The sequence below is a fragment of the Mesorhizobium sp. WSM4820 genome, assembly GCF_055811075.1.
Window position 1 is genome coordinate 336,538 of sequence record NZ_JBVVQN010000003.1, and the last position, 14,513, is coordinate 351,050.

Here is a 14,513-nt window from a genome sequence, read left to right on the forward strand (position 1 = left end):
ATATGACTCGCCAGAGCGAATTTCGAAACAGTCTCTTAGGCAATCAGGCCGCGTCGCGAGCCTTTTCGATGCGCGAACGGATCGCTTCGATCATCGTCTCGCGAATGATCGTCTCGCCATGCGTCTCACGCATATGCTCGACGGCACGACGCATGATCTCGGCTTCCTCGTCGGCGCGCGTATGCCAGTCACAACCCGGAACCAGCGAGCCGCAGTGGAATTCCTTCATCGGATTTCTCCCTTTTCCTCCTCGAAGCGCCGCATCTGCTCTGACACGGAAGCTCCAGCACCTTTGATCGACGCATGATCCCTGTCGGAAACCGGTTCGGTTTTCGGGTCATGCGCTGGCCGAACCAGCATAACACGATCGGATGGTTTTGGTTGCTGCAGAGACCGAAAAAGGCGGAGCATCGCTGCTCCGCCATCTTGACGCTACCCCGGAGGCAAGACCTCGTCTTGCTCCCGCGGGCAGGCCATCACTTCACGATCCTGACTGCCTCGGCGATTTTGTGCTTGCCGCTCATGTCCCACGAAACGCGGACCTTTTCGCCGGCCTTCAGGCCAGGATTTTTGAAGGCCTTGGGCAGCGTAAAGGTAGATCCGTTATCCAGAACGAGGCTCATCGCCGTTCCATCGTAAGTCTTGATCGTGCCCGTGGTGTGCTTGACCGCTGCGAAGGCAGCGCCACCAGAGGCAAGAACGGCAGCAGCCGCAACCGACATAATAAGCTTGCGCATGGCATGCTCTCCTGGAAATGAAGGCACCATTTTTTGGAAGGTGCCCCACTTAATCATGGGCCGTCCGGTCGCGTCGGGTCGCGGTTCCAGGGAGGCAAGAACCGCCGGCGTTTCCCGGCCCGTAACGAAAAATAGTCTTGCTTTTTCAAATGGATATTAGACGAAAAAGATATTCTGCGCGCCACATTCGCCGCCAGAATCCTGCGATTTGGACCTGATTGCGACTCACGTCCAACTCACCGAGATTTTACGGCCATTTCACCTCTGGCGGCAGGCTGGACAGGATCGCGACGACGTTGCCGCCGGTCTTCAGCCCGAAGATGGTGCCGCGATCGTGAAGCAAGTTGAATTCGACATAGCGGCCGCGGCGAATGAGCTGTTCTTCACGGTCGCCCTCGGTCCAGTTGTCGTTGAAATTGGCCCGCACCAGATGCCCGTAGACGACGAGAAAAGTGCGCCCGACATCCTGGACGAAGTTGAAATCGGCGTTCCAGCCGCCTCTGCCCTCGTCCGAATGCAGCCAGTCGAAGAAGATGCCGCCGGTGCCGCGCGGTTCGTTGCGGTGCGGCAGATAGAAATACTCGTCGCACCAGGCCTTGAATTTCGCGTGGTCGGCGACGCCGGCGTGCTTCTCGCAGGCAAATTGCATGGCGCGGTGGAAGGCGAACGTGTCCGGGTCCTCCTGGCTGCGGCGACGGTCGAGCACCGGCGTCAGGTCGGCGCCGCCGCCGAACCACTGGCGCGAAGTGACGACCATGCGCGTGTTCATGTGCACCGCCGGCACGTTGGGGTTCCACGGATGGGCGATCAGCGAAATGCCGCTCGCCCAGAAGCGCGGGTCTTCCTCGGCGCCCGGCATCTGGTTCCTGAACTCCGGCGAGAACTCGCCGTAGACCGTCGAGGTGTGGACGCCGACCTTCTCGAAGACGCGGCCGCGCATCATCGACATGGTGCCGCCGCCGCCCTTGCCGGCGTCGCGCTGCCACGGCGTCTTTTCGAAGCGGCCGGGCGACCATGAAGCCTGCGGCCCCTGCAGGTCCTGCTCGATCTGCTCGAAGGCGGCGCAGATGCGCTCGCGCAGCGTCTCGAACCACAGCCGCGCCTTCATCTTCTTCTGTTCGATGTCGGCCGGCAGCCCCGCCGGTATTTCGGGTCGTTGCAAATGCTGTCTCCGGTGTCGGGGGCGTACCCCGACAAATGACTCGTCTTTTCCGGCCGCGATCCCTAATCTCTTAGGTGCAAGGGTCAAGTGTGAATGGAGTTCTTTCGTGCGCACTCCGGCAAGACCGCCGCTGGATGGCCTGAAGAAGAGGCTCGACCGTTCGCGCGCCGAGCGCGAGCGCATGCCGCGCGACGGGTTTTTGCGCGAGACCTTCGTCCTGCCGCGCTCCGATGCGCGGCTCAAGGCGAAGGAGTGGTTCGAGCGCTTTCCCAAGCAGGCCTACTGGACCGAGATCGAAAGCTGGTTCGAGCGGCCGGGCGACGTCATCGAATTCACCATCAGGCGATTGCCGGCGGCGGATTAGCGAGCGACCAACAACCGCCTTGCGCCCGGGCCTTGGGCGCTCAGCCGGTCTTCCTTGTTGCGCAGCGGGCACTTGTCGATCGACATGCAGCCGCAGCCGATGCAGTCGGTCAGCCCATCGCGCAGCTTCTTCAACTGGGCAATCTTGCGATCGAGCTGGTCGCGCCAGGCGGTTGAAAGCACATTCCAGTCCCCGCGCGTCGGCGTGCGGCCTTCAGGCAGCGATGCCAATGCCTCGCCGATCTCGGCCAGCGAGATGCCGACCTCCTGTGCCACCTTGATGATCGCCACCCGCCGCAGCACGTCGCGGCCGTAGCGCCGCTGGTTGCCTGATGTGCGGTGGCTGCGGATCAATCCGCGCGCCTCGTAGAAATGCAGCGCCGACACTGCCACCCCGCTGCGCGTGGCCACCTGGCCGACCGTCAATTCCGTCACCGCAACCATTCGAATTTTTCCGCTTGACCTCAAGTTAAGTTGAGCTTGTAACGAAGAAACCCTTGATATGCAAACCGCAGGAGAAGGCGATGTGCGCCTGGGTGAGAATGACAAGTGGCGGTGCGGTCGTCGGCGAGAAAGCCGCCATAATCGCTGCACCCGCTGAGGATCTGCAAATCCTATCCGAGCTGCCGGATCGCCTCGCCGGCCACCATTGCGACGGAAAGCGCGACGTTGATGCTGCGCGCGCCCGGCTGCATCGGGATGGTCAGTCGCGCATCCGCCGCTTCGTGGACAGGGTCAGGCACGCCTGCGGATTCGCGGCCGAACAGAAGAATGTCGGCATCGGCGAAGCCGAAATCGGTGTAGGCGGTCGCGGCTCTGGTCGACAGCAGCACCAGCCGCCGCGCTTCGCCTCGGCGCCAGTGCTCGAAGGCTTGCCAGTCGACATGCCGGGTCAGCGCCGCCATTTCGAGATAGTCCATGCCGGCCCGTTTCAGCGCCCGGTCGGAGAGCGGGAAGCCGGCCGGTTCGATGATGTCGACGCCGAGACCGAGGCAAGCCGCGAAGCGCAGGATTGTCCCGGTGTTGCCGGCGATATCCGGCTGGTAGAGCGCGATGCGGAGACGGTTGTTCATTTCCGCATCCTTCTAATAAGTGGCAGATCGGCCACAACAGGTTCGCGGTTTTGGAAATTTCTGGACCGGCGGGTGGTCATTTTCTGCGAAGTCGGTTATACGCCGGGCATTGTCAACCCGAACCGATGGAGGGGTAATTCATGATGATCATGCACATCCAGCGCCCCTCATGTGGGCTTGCCAGCCTGCCGGCGGTTTCGGTTCGACGATTCTCCTGACCTTTTAGATTTCGATCGCACCGATTCTTAGCCGAAACCCTTTTTCGGTCTTCGAAGGAATCCTGCGATGTTTTTCAAGCTGTCGAAGGGGCTGAACGCCCCGCCTGAGCACGCCGCTGTTCAACCCCCGCCTTTCGCTGGCCATTCACCTGCGAACAGGCCGGATTTTCTTCCCTATTTTCACATGGAGGACGGACCGATGTTCGATCCCTGCAAAATTCCCGGTTCAAGAAACCTGCACGAGCGCAGGATGGCGACCTGGGCGCTTTTGGTTGGCGAAACCTACTCGTCGGCGGTTCACGCCGAAACCCGCCGGCGCCCACATCGCGGCATGCTGCCGGACGTCGATTTCTCGCGCGCGGTTCCCGACCGCAGCCGGCCGTCGCTGGTGCGCCGGATCATCAGGCTGATCCGCCCTGGCGCAAAAACCGGCGCGAAACTCCGGGTCGTCGACACAGCGCTGTCAGGATCGTCAAACGAGCCTGTCGGCGAAAAGCCCGCGACATCCTATATTGCGCGAAGCAGGATCGGCGGCCCGGGTGATTCCGGGACGCCGGTCCTTGCTGCCACGCGAACCATGACGCCATGCGCTCCCAGGACGCTACGCACTCCCGCGCGGCGTGAGCGAAAACGAGCATGTGAGTACCAAGACAATGTTCCGCTGGTTTGAAACAAGGCTCGATCCGTTCCCTGCCGAGGAGCCGGTCGAGCCGCCGAAGACGCTGATCGCCTTCTGCGTCCACTATACGCGCGGCGCGTGGCCCTACATCGCAATCGATGCGATGCTGGTGACGGCTATCGCCCTTGCCGAGGTGTGGATGTTCGGCTTCATGGGCCGGATCGTCGACTGGCTGTCGGTGCAGAATCGCGAGACATTCCTGCAGACCGAGGGCTGGAAGCTCGCAGGCATGGCTTTCATCGTGGTTTTCGCGCTGCCGGCGACGGTCTGGTTCCATGCGCTCCTCAACCAGCAGACGCTGATGGGCAACTATCCGATGCGTATCCGCTGGCAGGTGCATCGCTATCTGCTCAAGCAGTCGATGGCCTTCTACCAGGACGAGTTCGCCGGACGCATCGCGACCAAGCTGATGCAGACGGCGCTCGCCGTGCGCGAATGCGTCATAAAGCTCATCGACGTGCTCAATTATGTCGTGGTCTATTTCCTCGGCATGCTGTTGATTGTCGGCTCGGCCGACTGGCGGCTGGCGGCACCGCTTGCCGTCTGGCTTGCCGGCTATGTCTTGCTGCTGCGCTATTTCATCCCGCGATTGGGCAAGGTCGGCGAGGAGCAGGCCAACGCGCGCTCGACCATGACCGGCCGCGTCGTCGACAGCTACTCCAACATCCAGACGGTCAAGCTGTTCTCGCATGCGCGGCGCGAGGCGTCCTTCGCCCGGGAAGGCATGGCCGGCTTTCTCGATACGGTCTACCGGTCGATGCGGCTGGTGACGCAGCTCTACGGCCTGCTCTACGTCCTCAACTCACTGCTGTTGTTTTCGGTCACTGCGATCTCGCTGTGGCTGTGGCTCGGCCAGGTGGTGACGATCGGCGCCGTCGCCCTGGTCATCGGCCTCGTGCTTCGGCTCTGGGGCATGTCGCAGTGGATCATGTGGGAGATGTCCACCCTGTTCGAGAATATCGGCACGGTGCAGGACGGCATCAGCTCGATCTCGCTGCCGCGCGTCGTCGAAGACAGGCCGGGCGCCAAGGACATTGTCGTGACCAAGGGCGAGATCCGTTTCGAGGACATCCGCTTCCACTACGGCAAGCAGAAAGGCATGATCGAACGCCTGTCGCTGACGGTGAAGCCGGGCGAAAAGGTCGGCATCGTCGGCCGCTCGGGCGCCGGCAAGTCGACGCTGGTCAACCTTCTGTTGCGCTTCTACGACCTTGAAAGCGGCAGGATCCTGATCGACGGCCAGGAAATCGCGGCGGTGACGCAGGATTCGCTGCGCGCCCAGATCGCCATGGTCACGCAGGATACCTCGCTGCTGCATCGCTCGGTGCGCGAGAACATCCTTTATGGCCGACCGGACGCCAGCAACGAGATGCTGGTCGAGGCAGCACGCCGCGCCGAGGCGCTTGATTTCATATCAAGGCTTTCGGACGCCAGTGGCCGCACCGGTTTCGATGCGCATGTCGGCGATCGCGGCGTCAAATTGTCCGGCGGCCAGCGCCAACGCATCGCGATTGCCCGTGTCATGCTGAAGGACGCACCGATCCTCATCCTCGACGAGGCGACGTCTGCGCTGGATTCAGAGGCCGAGGCGGCAATCCAGGAGAACCTTTACAAGCTTATGCAAGGCAAGACCGTCATCGCCATCGCGCACCGGCTCTCGACCATCGCGGCGATGGACCGGCTCGTCGTCATGGACAAGGGCCGCCTCATCGAGGAGGGTTCGCATGAGCAACTCGTCGCCAGCGGCGGGCTCTATGCGCAGCTTTGGCAGCGTCAGTCGGGCGGCTTCCTGCTCGACGAGGGTGCGGCCGCCAACGATGCCATTGTGAAGGGTCAAGCAGCGGAATGATGGGCAGCGGAATGATGGGCCGCAGAATGATGGCACCAGAATGATGGCCGCCGAATGATGATTGCCGTCTATCGCTGGTTCGAGAACTGGGTTTATCCGTTCAGGGAGCCCGCGGACCTTCGGCCACCGGTCAGCGTCAGCGGTTTCCTCTGGCACTATGTCGGCCAGGCGAAGGTCGCCTTCTTCGCCATGCTTGTCATCGGCGGCATTGCGCCGCTGGTCGAGGCTGGGCTGTTCTACTTCGTCGGCAGGCTGGTCGACATTCTCGACCAGATCCCCGGCGAGCGCAGCTGGGACGCGCTGTGGACTGCCGCCGGCCCCGAACTTGTCTTCATGGCCGCCGTGGTGCTGGTCATCCGCACTATCGTCGTCGGCCTGGCGGCGCTGGTCGACGAGCAGACGATCACCCCCGGCTTCTACAATCTGGTGCGCTGGCAGGCGCACCGCCATGTCTCGCGCCAGTCCTACAACTTCTTCCAGAACGATTTCGCCGGCCGCATCGCAACAAAAGTCTGGCAGGCCGGGCAGGCGACCGGCGATTTGATGCAAAGCTTCATCGAGGTCGTCTGGTTCATGGTCGTCTATACGGTGACGACGCTGGTGCTGGTCGCCGGCCTCGACTTGCGGCTGGCGGCGCTGGTGGTGATCTGGATCACCGCCTTCGGCTGGCTGGCCAGGCGCTATCTGCCGGCGATCCGCAAGCATGCCGAGCAAACCGCAGAGGCCGGTTCGATGATCACCGGCCGCTTTGTCGATTCCTACTCGAACGTGCAGACGCTGAAGCTGTTCTCCGCCGATGGCGACGACCGATACATCAGGAGCGGCTTCAATATCTATCTCGATGCGCTGCGCCCGTTCACCCGCAGGCTGACCGGCGTGCGCATGGCGCTGACGACGCTGTCGGGGATCATGATCACCGCGATCGCCTGTTTTGCCGTCTATCTCTGGATCGAAGGCTCGATCACCGTCGGCGCCGTCGCCTTCACGCTGTCGCTGGTGTTGCGGCTCAATATGCTGCTCGGCCGGCTGATGATGCAGCTCAACAGCATCCTGCGGAATCTCGGCGTGCTGGAAAACTCGAAGGCGCTGATCTCGCAGCCGCTCGGCCTGACCGATACGCCCGACGCCAAGGAGCTTGTCGTGACCGGCGGCCGGATCGAAGTGAACAATGTCGAGTTCCACTACGGCAAGGGATTCGGCGTGCTCAACGGCATCGATCTTGTCGTGCGGCCGGGCGAGAAGGTTGGACTGGTCGGGCCGTCCGGCGCCGGCAAGACGACGCTGGCCAATCTGATCCTACGCCTCTACGACCTCGAGGGCGGCAAGATCACCATCGACGGCCAGGACGTCTCGAAGGTGACGCAGAATTCGCTGCGTGCCAACATCGGCGTCGTCAGCCAGGATACCGCGCTTTTCCACCGTTCCTTGCGCGACAACATCAAGCTCGGCATGCCGGAAGCAACCGACGCCGAGGTTATCGCGGCCGCGAAGAAGGCCGAGGCGCACGACTTCATCCTCGACTTACGCGACAATCGCGATCGCCAGGGCTATGAGGCCTTTGTCGGCGAGCGCGGCGTGAAATTGTCTGGCGGCCAGCGCCAGCGCGTGGCGATCGCCCGCGTCTTCCTCAAGGACGCGCCGATCCTGATACTCGACGAGGCGACGTCGGCGCTCGATTCCGACATCGAGGCGGCCATCCAGGAAAACCTGGCGCGGCTGATGGAGAACAAGACGGTCATCGCCATCGCGCACCGGCTGTCGACCATCGCCGCGCTCGATCGCCTGGTGGTGCTCGACGACGGCCGCATCGTCGAGCAAGGCACGCATGACGAACTGGTGGCGCTCGACGGACTCTATGCGCGGCTGTGGAAGAGGCAGTCCGGCGGCTTCCTGTTCAACGAGGAGAGCGTGCTGGAGGAGACGCGGCCGGCGGAGTAGGGCCAGATTTCAGCAAAAACCGGAGTGAATCATGTCGGTGCGAATGCCATCGAATTTCGGACGGCCGGGGGCGCAGGAGAGCGCGCTCGACCTGCTCGGCCATGAAATCCTCGGCGAAAAGGCGGCGGCGCTCGGCCGCGCCGGCCGACGCGTGGATGAGACGCTAGCGAGATTGCGAGAGCATGGCGACGATGGCGAACATCGCGCCAAGCTGCTCAAGGACGCGGCCGAGGCCGTCCACGCCTATTTCATCCAGCGCGAATTGTGCGGCTTGCGCAAGCACGACGCAGTGATCCGGGAATACAACATCCCCAAAGCCGTGCTGGCCAGGCTCGGCGCGAAATAGACAATGGTGTTGAAATCTGATGGTACCGAAGACGAATACCGAACTCGACCGTTCCAGAAGTTCGGGTGCGGGCGCATTATGGCGCTAGTCTTGAGGACAATCAGCGCTAATACGTCTAAAGACTTCAAAGGTTTAGCGGCCAATCGGTCTTCTGCCAGGCGGCAAAAGGTCGGCGTCACTCCGGCAAACCGGCGAACCGCATGTGTTCGATCCAGCGCTCGAGGCTGGGAGCGGCCCACATCTTCTCCCACTGCTTGCGTTGTTTGCTGATGGAGTCGCCAGGCGAGTCATTGAGGAAAACCGCAAGCGCTTCCTTTGCCTCCCTCCCGTTTCCCAGGCAGGCGTGGATCCCCGCAAGCATTCGATGAGCGCCGCTCGGCATTCTGGCCATTTTCCGCATCGCCGTCAGCGCAGCCTCGCAATCGTTCTTTTCCCACAGCGCCCAGCCCATGTCCCAGTGGTACCAGTCAGGATGGAAAGGATCGATGCCCTTGGCCTGCTCGATCCGATCGATCGCTTCGTCGATTCGGCCGGCAAAGATCAGCGGGGACGCACTGCCGGCTAGGATATTCGAGGCGCTGGGATTCAGCGCAATCGCCTGATCGTACCGAGCAATGGCCTGCTCGATCTCTCCGGCTTCGGTATGAATTTTGGCGCGGACATAGTGCGCGTTGGCATCGTCCGGAGCGAGCAGGATTGCCTTGTCCGCGTATTCGGCGCCGCGCTTCAACGCCTCGTCGGGGTTGTTCTCCTGCTTGTGCCAGAATAGCGCGTCATTGCGATAGGCAAAGGCCATCCCGATATAGCCGTACTGGGAGTCTGGATCCGCTTCGACCGCCTTGAGGCTGAACTGCCGTAGCAGCTCGTTCCCCGCGGCAGAGAAGTCCTTGTCGGTCTCGGCAAACCCCATCTGGACATAGCTCAGTGCGCTGACCTGCGCGGCGTCGCTCTGTGGCAGCGGGCGCTCGATCCTGCGCCCGACCCGATCCGCAAGCGTGCGGATGATCTCCTCCTGGACGACGAAAAGATCGCCAATCTCGCGGTTGTAGGTGTTGGCCCAGACATGCGATCCGTCATGCGCGTTCAGCAACTGGGCCGTCACTTTCAGCCGGTTTCCGATCTTCTGCTGGCTGCCTTCGAGCAGGTAGTCGACGCCGAGCTCATCTCCAATCTGCCTGGCGTCGACCGGCTGGTCGCGGTACCTGAAGCTCGAGTTCCGGGCGATGACGGCATAAGTCTTGCTCCGCGCCAACTCAGTGATGATGCCCTCAGCGACGGCATCGCTGAGATAACCCTTGTCCGCACCGGTACTGAAGTCGTCGAAGGCAAGGATCGCAATCCTCGGCATGTCGCTCGAAGGAACCGGAGCGACTCGCCAAGTCTCCATGCCGTAGTATGCGCCAATGGCTGCCGCAACGAGAACGAGTGCGGCAAAAATGAAGCCGCGTCGCGAGAATCGTGTCCTGCCTGGTTCCCGGCCGGCCGCGGCGTTTGGCTCCGCCGCGTCCGATGGATCGGCGTTCAGCCGGTAGCCTCTCTTCGGAAGGGTTTGCACGATCATGTGCTTGTCGTCTCCCAATGCGCGGCGAATATCGGCAATGCATTGGGTGAGACTATCGTCAGTCACGAAGGTATCGGGCCAGACCGCCTGCATCAGCGCATCCTTGGACACGATCTCGCCCGGTCGCGCCGCGAGCGCGGAGAGCACCTCGGCGGACTGGCTGCGAAGATTGACCGCTTTGCCGTCGACGGTTCGGAGTTCTTTGCATTTCGTCAGAAAGACAAAACCGCGAAACGTGATCGTTTCAGCAGATTTCAGATCAATTTCAGGGGCCGTTCGGGACATTTCACCTTCCTGGCGCGCTTCCTAGCTTAGCCCATTCGGCCGCCGCCTCCAAGCGATCCCTGCAGCACCGGATGGAACGGAGGACGAAATGAATCGCACCAAGCTCATCATTGCTCTGGCTCTTCTTTTGGCAGCGCAAACCGCTGCAAACGCAGATTCCCGCACCGCAAGAATCTGTGGCCCTGGTCATGTCAAAGACGTCGCCCCGGACGACGTTCGTCCCAACTCCGGCAGTCACAATGTCGCCAGCCTAATGTCGATGGATGACCGCGCCATGTTCACCGCTATCGCTGTCACAATCCATCTGACCAACCAGGGGACCCTAATCAGGCTCCCCCACGTCAAACCCATGACCTCCATGGCCGAATGCAGAGCTTGGACCCACCAACAGGAGTTCATGCGCGCACTCCCCGGCTATCTCGCCACCTTTCATTACTGCGACTGCGCATCAGAACCGTAATTTTGCAAAGTCTGGCTGTTCACGTTCGGACCGCACCTGACCTCAGCGATATCGCCCGAGCTGCGATTGTTTAACGAGCGAAGGCAGGCGGAGACACGTCGGTGTCAGGATTTCTGCTGTAGCCGGCATTTACAGTGCAGCCAAATTGCCAATGCCCGGCGCGGTCGCGCGACAAGCGGACCTTCGTGCGATCCGACCTCTTTGGCGGCAGGCGCTCTCGGGTGGCCCGAAATTTGGTGCCGTAAGGCGGCAAAGATGATATCTTAGCGGCAGCTAATATTTTGGTCGAGGGGACGACCATGCAAAGGAGGACCGACCATGAAGCCGCATTCTCTCAGCGCTCGCCGGATTGGCGTGCTTTTGTTCTCCCTGTGTGCTTTCGGGTTGATGACGTCAGCCTCAATGCCCGCAGACAGCAAATTCGCTGTCGAGCCGGTGGTTGAGAAAAAGGTGAAGGAACTGCCCTCCGGACCGTTGTACTGGCGGCTGGAAAATTTCCCAACGTTGGCGAAGGCCCAAAGCGCTGCCGGCCCGACCTCGCTTGCGGCGGAGGTCGCAGGCAAGGTCTGGCTGTTCACGCTTGGACCGAAGGATGCCTCTACGCCCGGCGCAACCAAGGTCGTCGAGATCGGTCCCCTTCCGCCGATCAGCGCGAGCGAGTATTTGCTGCGCGTCAACCGCGCCGGTGGAGCACCCGGTGCCAAGTCGGCGATCCATACGCATCCGGGACCGGAGGCCTTCTATGTGCTGGCCGGCAAGCTCGGCCAGAGGACGCCCCACGGCGTGACCTATGCTGAAGCCGGCACGACCATGACCGGACATGGGGCCAACACGCCGATGGAGGTGTTCAGCGCCGGCACAACCGATCTCGACGAGCTGGCCATCTTCGTGGTCGACGCCAATCAGCCGTTCTCGTCGCCGGCCAGCCTCGACTGAGGCGACATTTCCCGGGGTGGCGCGAATGTTCGGGACGAGCCGAGACGGCACCCCAGCGAAGATCCGCAAGATTCCAGAAAATTTTGGATCTTCGCTTACACGCATCATCGAATGGCAGTTTTGGTCCTCAATCCTGCTACAGATGACAATTCCTGGTACTTCCGCTCTCCACCAAAGCAGTTGTGGCCTCGGGTACCAAGCGTCAGATTTTCACCACTAGTTCGACCATGATCTTTTCCGAAAACCGGTTCCGGTTTTCGCTGACGCGGACCTTCGGTTCGTGATGGCCTACTCGAGCCATTCGGTGATGAAACTGCCGTTTTCGTGGATGTCGGTGGTCTCCAGCGGGCCTGGGCCGAGATTGGTGAATTTGTGCGGCGTGTTCGGCGGCACGATCAGGATCTGGCCGGCCGACGCCTCGATCTGCCGGTCGCCGACGGTGAACAGGCCGGTGCCCGTGCGGATGATGAAAATCTCGCAATAGGGATGCATGTGCAGCCGCGGGCCGCCGCCGATCTCCGGCAGATGGTTGAAGATCAGGCAGCTTCTGGAGCCGTAGGCGCCGCACTGCAGTTCGCCCTGCCAATGGTCGGGCGAGCGGTCGGGCGTCCTGGCCCATTTGTCGCGGTCGATGACATGCGCCATGAGCCGAGGATAGACCGAGGCTGGGTCTCCTGTCGAGACAACGCAGGCGCCGGCTTTGCCATTGTTTTCCTGTGGTTTCGCCGTCTTCGTCGCCACGCCGTCCGCCGTCGAATTGCGTCCCCGCGACAATCTGCCCTTGTGCCTTCACCCGTCTGGACAAAAACGGGCTTCACGCATAAACCGAAGGCCAATTGCCGGAGGAATTCGCTAGCCTGTTCGCCATGCGCTGTCGGGTTGGCGTGAAAGAGCGGGGAACAAGCCTCGGCCACCGGCACGGAAGAGGCGAAAGGATCAGGCACCCGTGAGCGCAACCGACATCCAGGATCCCAACCGTCGTGATTTTCTCTACGTCGCCACGGGCATGGCCGCGGTGGTCGGCGCGGGTGCCGTCGCCTGGCCGTTCATCGACCAGATGCGCCCGGATGCCTCGACGCTGGCGCTGGCCTCGGTAGAGGTCGACGTCTCCTCGCTGACGCCGGGAACGTCGCTTGTCGTGAAATGGCGCGGCAAGCCGGTGGTGGTGCGCAATCGCACCGAACAAGAGATGAAGGACGGCGAGGCGGTCAATCTGGCCGAGCTCAAGGATCCGCTCGCCCGCAACGCCAATCTGCCGGCCGATGCGCCGGCGACCGACGCCAACCGTACCACGCCGGGCAAGGAGGCCTGGATGGTGATGGTCCAGGTCTGCACCCATCTCGGCTGCATTCCGCTCGGCCAGGAAGGCGAGTTCGGCGGCTGGTTCTGCCCGTGCCACGGTTCGACATACGACACCGCCGGCCGCGTCCGCGGCGGGCCGGCGCCGGAGAACATGTCGGTGCCGGTATTCCAGTTCATTTCCGACACCAAGATCCGTATCGGCTGAGGCGAGGGGACATTTCGATGAGCGAGGGACACTCGACCTATACGCCCAAGACCGGTATCGGACGCTGGGTCGACGCCCGCATGCCGCTGCCGCGGCTGGTCTATGACAGCTTCGTCGCCTATCCGGTGCCGCGCAACCTCAATTATGCGTGGACCTTCGGCGGTATCCTGGCGCTCATGCTGGGGGCGCAGATGCTGACCGGCATCGTGCTGGCCATGCACTACGCGGCGGACAGCAGTCTCGCCTTCGATTCGGTCGAGAAGATCATGCGCGACGTGAATTCGGGCTGGCTGCTGCGCTATCTGCATTCGAACGGCGCGTCGTTCTTCTTCGTCGCCGTCTACATCCACATCTTCCGCGGCCTCTATTACGGCTCCTACAAAGCGCCGCGCGAGCTTCTGTGGATCCTCGGCTGCATCATCTATCTCCTGATGATGGCGACAGGCTTCATGGGCTATGTGCTGCCCTGGGGACAGATGTCGTTCTGGGGCGCGACCGTCATCACCGGCTTCTTCACCGCCATTCCGCTGGTCGGCGAATGGATCCAGCAGCTTCTGCTCGGCGGCTTCGCTGTCGACAACCCGACGCTGAACCGTTTCTTTTCACTGCACTATCTGCTGCCGTTCATGATCGCCGGCGTCGTTGTGCTGCATATATGGGCGCTGCATGTGGTCGGCCAGTCGAACCCGACCGGCATCGAGGTCAAATCGAAGACCGATACCGTCGCCTTCACCCCTTACGCGACCATCAAGGACGCGTTCGGGATGCTGGTGTTCCTGTTCATCTTCGCCTATTTCGTCTTCTACCTGCCGAACTTTCTCGGCCATCCGGACAATTACGTCGTCGCCGACCCGCTGAAGACGCCGGCCCACATCGTGCCGGAATGGTACTTCCTGCCGTTCTACGCGATCCTGCGCGCCATCACCTTCAATATCGGGCCGATCAACTCCAAGCTCGGTGGCGTGCTCGCGATGTTCGGCTCCATCGCCATGCTGTTCCTGGTGCCGTGGCTCGACACCTCGAAGGTGCGCTCGGCAGTCTACCGGCCCTGGTACAAGCTGTTCTTCTGGCTGTTCGTGATCGACGCCGTCCTGCTTGGCTGGCTGGGCTCGCAGCCGGCTGAAGGCAGCTATGTCTTCATGGCGCAGATGGCGACATTGTTCTACTTCGCCTTCTTCCTGGTCGTGCTGCCGGTGCTGGGCCTGGTCGAGAAGCCGCGGCGATTGCCGAACTCGATCACCGAGGCAGTTCTCGAGAAGAACAAGGGTGGCGGTGGCGGGCATCCGGCTCGCGCGACAGCCGCGCCGGAAACCAAGGGCTGAGCATGACGCCGAAAAGTGGAGACCGGTTTTCGGACAAGATCATGCTCAAGACGACGACAGCGCGCCAGAGAATCTCA

General features: G+C 61.9%; 15 protein-coding genes. 8 read left to right on the forward strand and 7 right to left on the reverse strand.

Annotation, left to right across the window (positions count from 1 at the left end; translation table 11 throughout):
• Window positions 1–43: 43 nt before the first annotated feature.
• From AC0L2R_RS07535 to hemF, 3 genes are all read right to left on the reverse strand, one after another.
• A complete protein-coding gene (locus tag AC0L2R_RS07535; RefSeq protein ID WP_023799945.1) occupies window positions 44–229 on the reverse strand; it encodes a DUF1059 domain-containing protein in 186 nt (61 codons plus the stop codon).
• A 247-nt stretch (window positions 230–476) separates the two neighbouring features.
• Window positions 477–737 carry a DUF1344 domain-containing protein gene (locus AC0L2R_RS07540; RefSeq protein WP_023799944.1) on the reverse strand — a complete coding sequence of 87 codons (261 nt, stop codon included), beginning with the start codon at window positions 735–737 and terminating at the stop codon, window positions 477–479.
• A gap of 247 nt (window positions 738–984) precedes the next feature.
• On the reverse strand, window positions 985–1,899 hold the full coding sequence (hemF, locus tag AC0L2R_RS07545) for an oxygen-dependent coproporphyrinogen oxidase (RefSeq protein WP_473508305.1): 915 nt from the start codon (window positions 1,897–1,899) through the stop codon (window positions 985–987).
• Window positions 1,900–2,005: 106 nt separating this feature from the next.
• Here hemF and AC0L2R_RS07550 point away from each other — a divergent pair, with 106 nt between their 5' ends.
• A complete protein-coding gene (locus AC0L2R_RS07550) occupies window positions 2,006–2,263 on the forward strand; it encodes a hypothetical protein (protein ID WP_006202578.1) in 258 nt (85 codons plus the stop codon).
• Here the strand turns inward: AC0L2R_RS07550 and soxR are convergent.
• Together soxR and AC0L2R_RS07560 are read right to left on the reverse strand one after the other, a co-directional pair.
• A complete protein-coding gene (soxR, locus tag AC0L2R_RS07555) occupies window positions 2,260–2,706 on the reverse strand; it encodes a redox-sensitive transcriptional activator SoxR (RefSeq protein WP_473508306.1) in 447 nt (148 codons plus the stop codon). The two genes, AC0L2R_RS07550 and soxR, sit on opposite strands and share 4 nt — an antisense overlap.
• 170 nt (window positions 2,707–2,876) lie before the next feature.
• Window positions 2,877–3,335 carry a tRNA (cytidine(34)-2'-O)-methyltransferase gene (locus AC0L2R_RS07560; protein WP_473508307.1) on the reverse strand — a complete coding sequence of 153 codons (459 nt, stop codon included), beginning with the start codon at window positions 3,333–3,335 and terminating at the stop codon, window positions 2,877–2,879.
• Window positions 3,336–4,206: 871 nt separating this feature from the next.
• Here AC0L2R_RS07560 and AC0L2R_RS07565 point away from each other — a divergent pair.
• The 3 genes from AC0L2R_RS07565 to AC0L2R_RS07575 are packed head-to-tail and all read left to right on the forward strand — an operon-like array spanning window position 4,207 to window position 8,365.
• Window positions 4,207–6,081, forward strand: coding sequence for an ABC transporter ATP-binding protein (locus AC0L2R_RS07565; protein WP_473508373.1), 1,875 nt, complete (start codon window positions 4,207–4,209; stop codon window positions 6,079–6,081).
• 54 nt (window positions 6,082–6,135) lie between these two features.
• On the forward strand, window positions 6,136–8,019 hold the full coding sequence (locus AC0L2R_RS07570; RefSeq protein WP_473508308.1) for an ABC transporter ATP-binding protein: 1,884 nt from the start codon (window positions 6,136–6,138) through the stop codon (window positions 8,017–8,019).
• A 31-nt stretch (window positions 8,020–8,050) separates the two neighbouring features.
• Entirely contained in the window at window positions 8,051–8,365 is a 315-nt protein-coding gene (locus tag AC0L2R_RS07575) for a DUF6665 family protein (RefSeq protein WP_473508309.1), read from the forward strand.
• A gap of 175 nt (window positions 8,366–8,540) precedes the next feature.
• Here the strand turns inward: AC0L2R_RS07575 and AC0L2R_RS07580 are convergent, their stop codons facing one another.
• Window positions 8,541–10,211, reverse strand: coding sequence for a winged helix-turn-helix domain-containing tetratricopeptide repeat protein (locus AC0L2R_RS07580; RefSeq protein WP_473508310.1), 1,671 nt, complete (start codon window positions 10,209–10,211; stop codon window positions 8,541–8,543).
• Between the two features lie 88 nt (window positions 10,212–10,299).
• On the opposite strand from AC0L2R_RS07580, the gene AC0L2R_RS07585 reads away from it, so the two are divergent.
• Both AC0L2R_RS07585 and AC0L2R_RS07590 read left to right on the forward strand, forming a co-directional pair.
• Complete coding sequence (locus AC0L2R_RS07585; protein ID WP_473508311.1) at window positions 10,300–10,671, forward strand: hypothetical protein; 372 nt, start codon at window positions 10,300–10,302, stop codon at window positions 10,669–10,671.
• A gap of 402 nt (window positions 10,672–11,073) precedes the next feature.
• Window positions 11,074–11,607: a cupin domain-containing protein gene (locus tag AC0L2R_RS07590; protein ID WP_473508312.1), complete on the forward strand. Its 534-nt coding sequence runs from the start codon at window positions 11,074–11,076 to the stop codon at window positions 11,605–11,607.
• 288 nt (window positions 11,608–11,895) lie between these two features.
• Here AC0L2R_RS07590 and AC0L2R_RS07595 read toward each other — a convergent pair whose 3' ends face one another.
• Window positions 11,896–12,252 (reverse strand): cupin domain-containing protein, encoded by a 357-nt coding sequence (locus AC0L2R_RS07595; RefSeq protein ID WP_287073506.1) that lies wholly within the window; start codon window positions 12,250–12,252, stop codon window positions 11,896–11,898.
• 301 nt (window positions 12,253–12,553) lie between these two features.
• Between AC0L2R_RS07595 and petA the strand changes: the two genes are divergently transcribed.
• Window positions 12,554–13,114: a ubiquinol-cytochrome c reductase iron-sulfur subunit gene (petA, locus tag AC0L2R_RS07600; RefSeq protein WP_077380015.1), complete on the forward strand. Its 561-nt coding sequence runs from the start codon at window positions 12,554–12,556 to the stop codon at window positions 13,112–13,114.
• 17 nt (window positions 13,115–13,131) lie between these two features.
• Window positions 13,132–14,436, forward strand: coding sequence for a cytochrome b (locus tag AC0L2R_RS07605; RefSeq protein WP_287064209.1), 1,305 nt, complete (start codon window positions 13,132–13,134; stop codon window positions 14,434–14,436).
• Window positions 14,437–14,513: the final 77 nt, after the last annotated feature.

Excerpts from the sequence above, each read along its gene's own strand:
- AC0L2R_RS07535 (WP_023799945.1), bottom strand. The coding sequence starts at position 229 with ATGAAGGAATTCCACTGCGGCTCGCTGGTTCCGGGTTGTGACTGGCAT.
- AC0L2R_RS07540 (WP_023799944.1), bottom strand. The coding sequence starts at position 737 with ATGCGCAAGCTTATTATGTCGGTTGCGGCTGCTGCCGTTCTTGCCTCT.
- soxR (WP_473508306.1), bottom strand. The coding sequence starts at position 2,706 with ATGGTTGCGGTGACGGAATTGACGGTCGGCCAGGTGGCCACGCGCAGC.
- AC0L2R_RS07560 (WP_473508307.1), bottom strand. The coding sequence starts at position 3,335 with ATGAACAACCGTCTCCGCATCGCGCTCTACCAGCCGGATATCGCCGGC.
- AC0L2R_RS07565 (WP_473508373.1), top strand. The coding sequence starts at position 4,207 with ATGTTCCGCTGGTTTGAAACAAGGCTCGATCCGTTCCCTGCCGAGGAG.
- AC0L2R_RS07570 (WP_473508308.1), top strand. The coding sequence starts at position 6,136 with ATGATGATTGCCGTCTATCGCTGGTTCGAGAACTGGGTTTATCCGTTC.
- AC0L2R_RS07575 (WP_473508309.1), top strand. The coding sequence starts at position 8,051 with ATGTCGGTGCGAATGCCATCGAATTTCGGACGGCCGGGGGCGCAGGAG.
- AC0L2R_RS07580 (WP_473508310.1), bottom strand. The coding sequence starts at position 10,211 with ATGTCCCGAACGGCCCCTGAAATTGATCTGAAATCTGCTGAAACGATC.
- AC0L2R_RS07585 (WP_473508311.1), top strand. The coding sequence starts at position 10,300 with ATGAATCGCACCAAGCTCATCATTGCTCTGGCTCTTCTTTTGGCAGCG.
- AC0L2R_RS07590 (WP_473508312.1), top strand. The coding sequence starts at position 11,074 with ATGCCCGCAGACAGCAAATTCGCTGTCGAGCCGGTGGTTGAGAAAAAG.
- AC0L2R_RS07595 (WP_287073506.1), bottom strand. The coding sequence starts at position 12,252 with ATGGCGCATGTCATCGACCGCGACAAATGGGCCAGGACGCCCGACCGC.
- AC0L2R_RS07605 (WP_287064209.1), top strand. The coding sequence starts at position 13,132 with ATGAGCGAGGGACACTCGACCTATACGCCCAAGACCGGTATCGGACGC.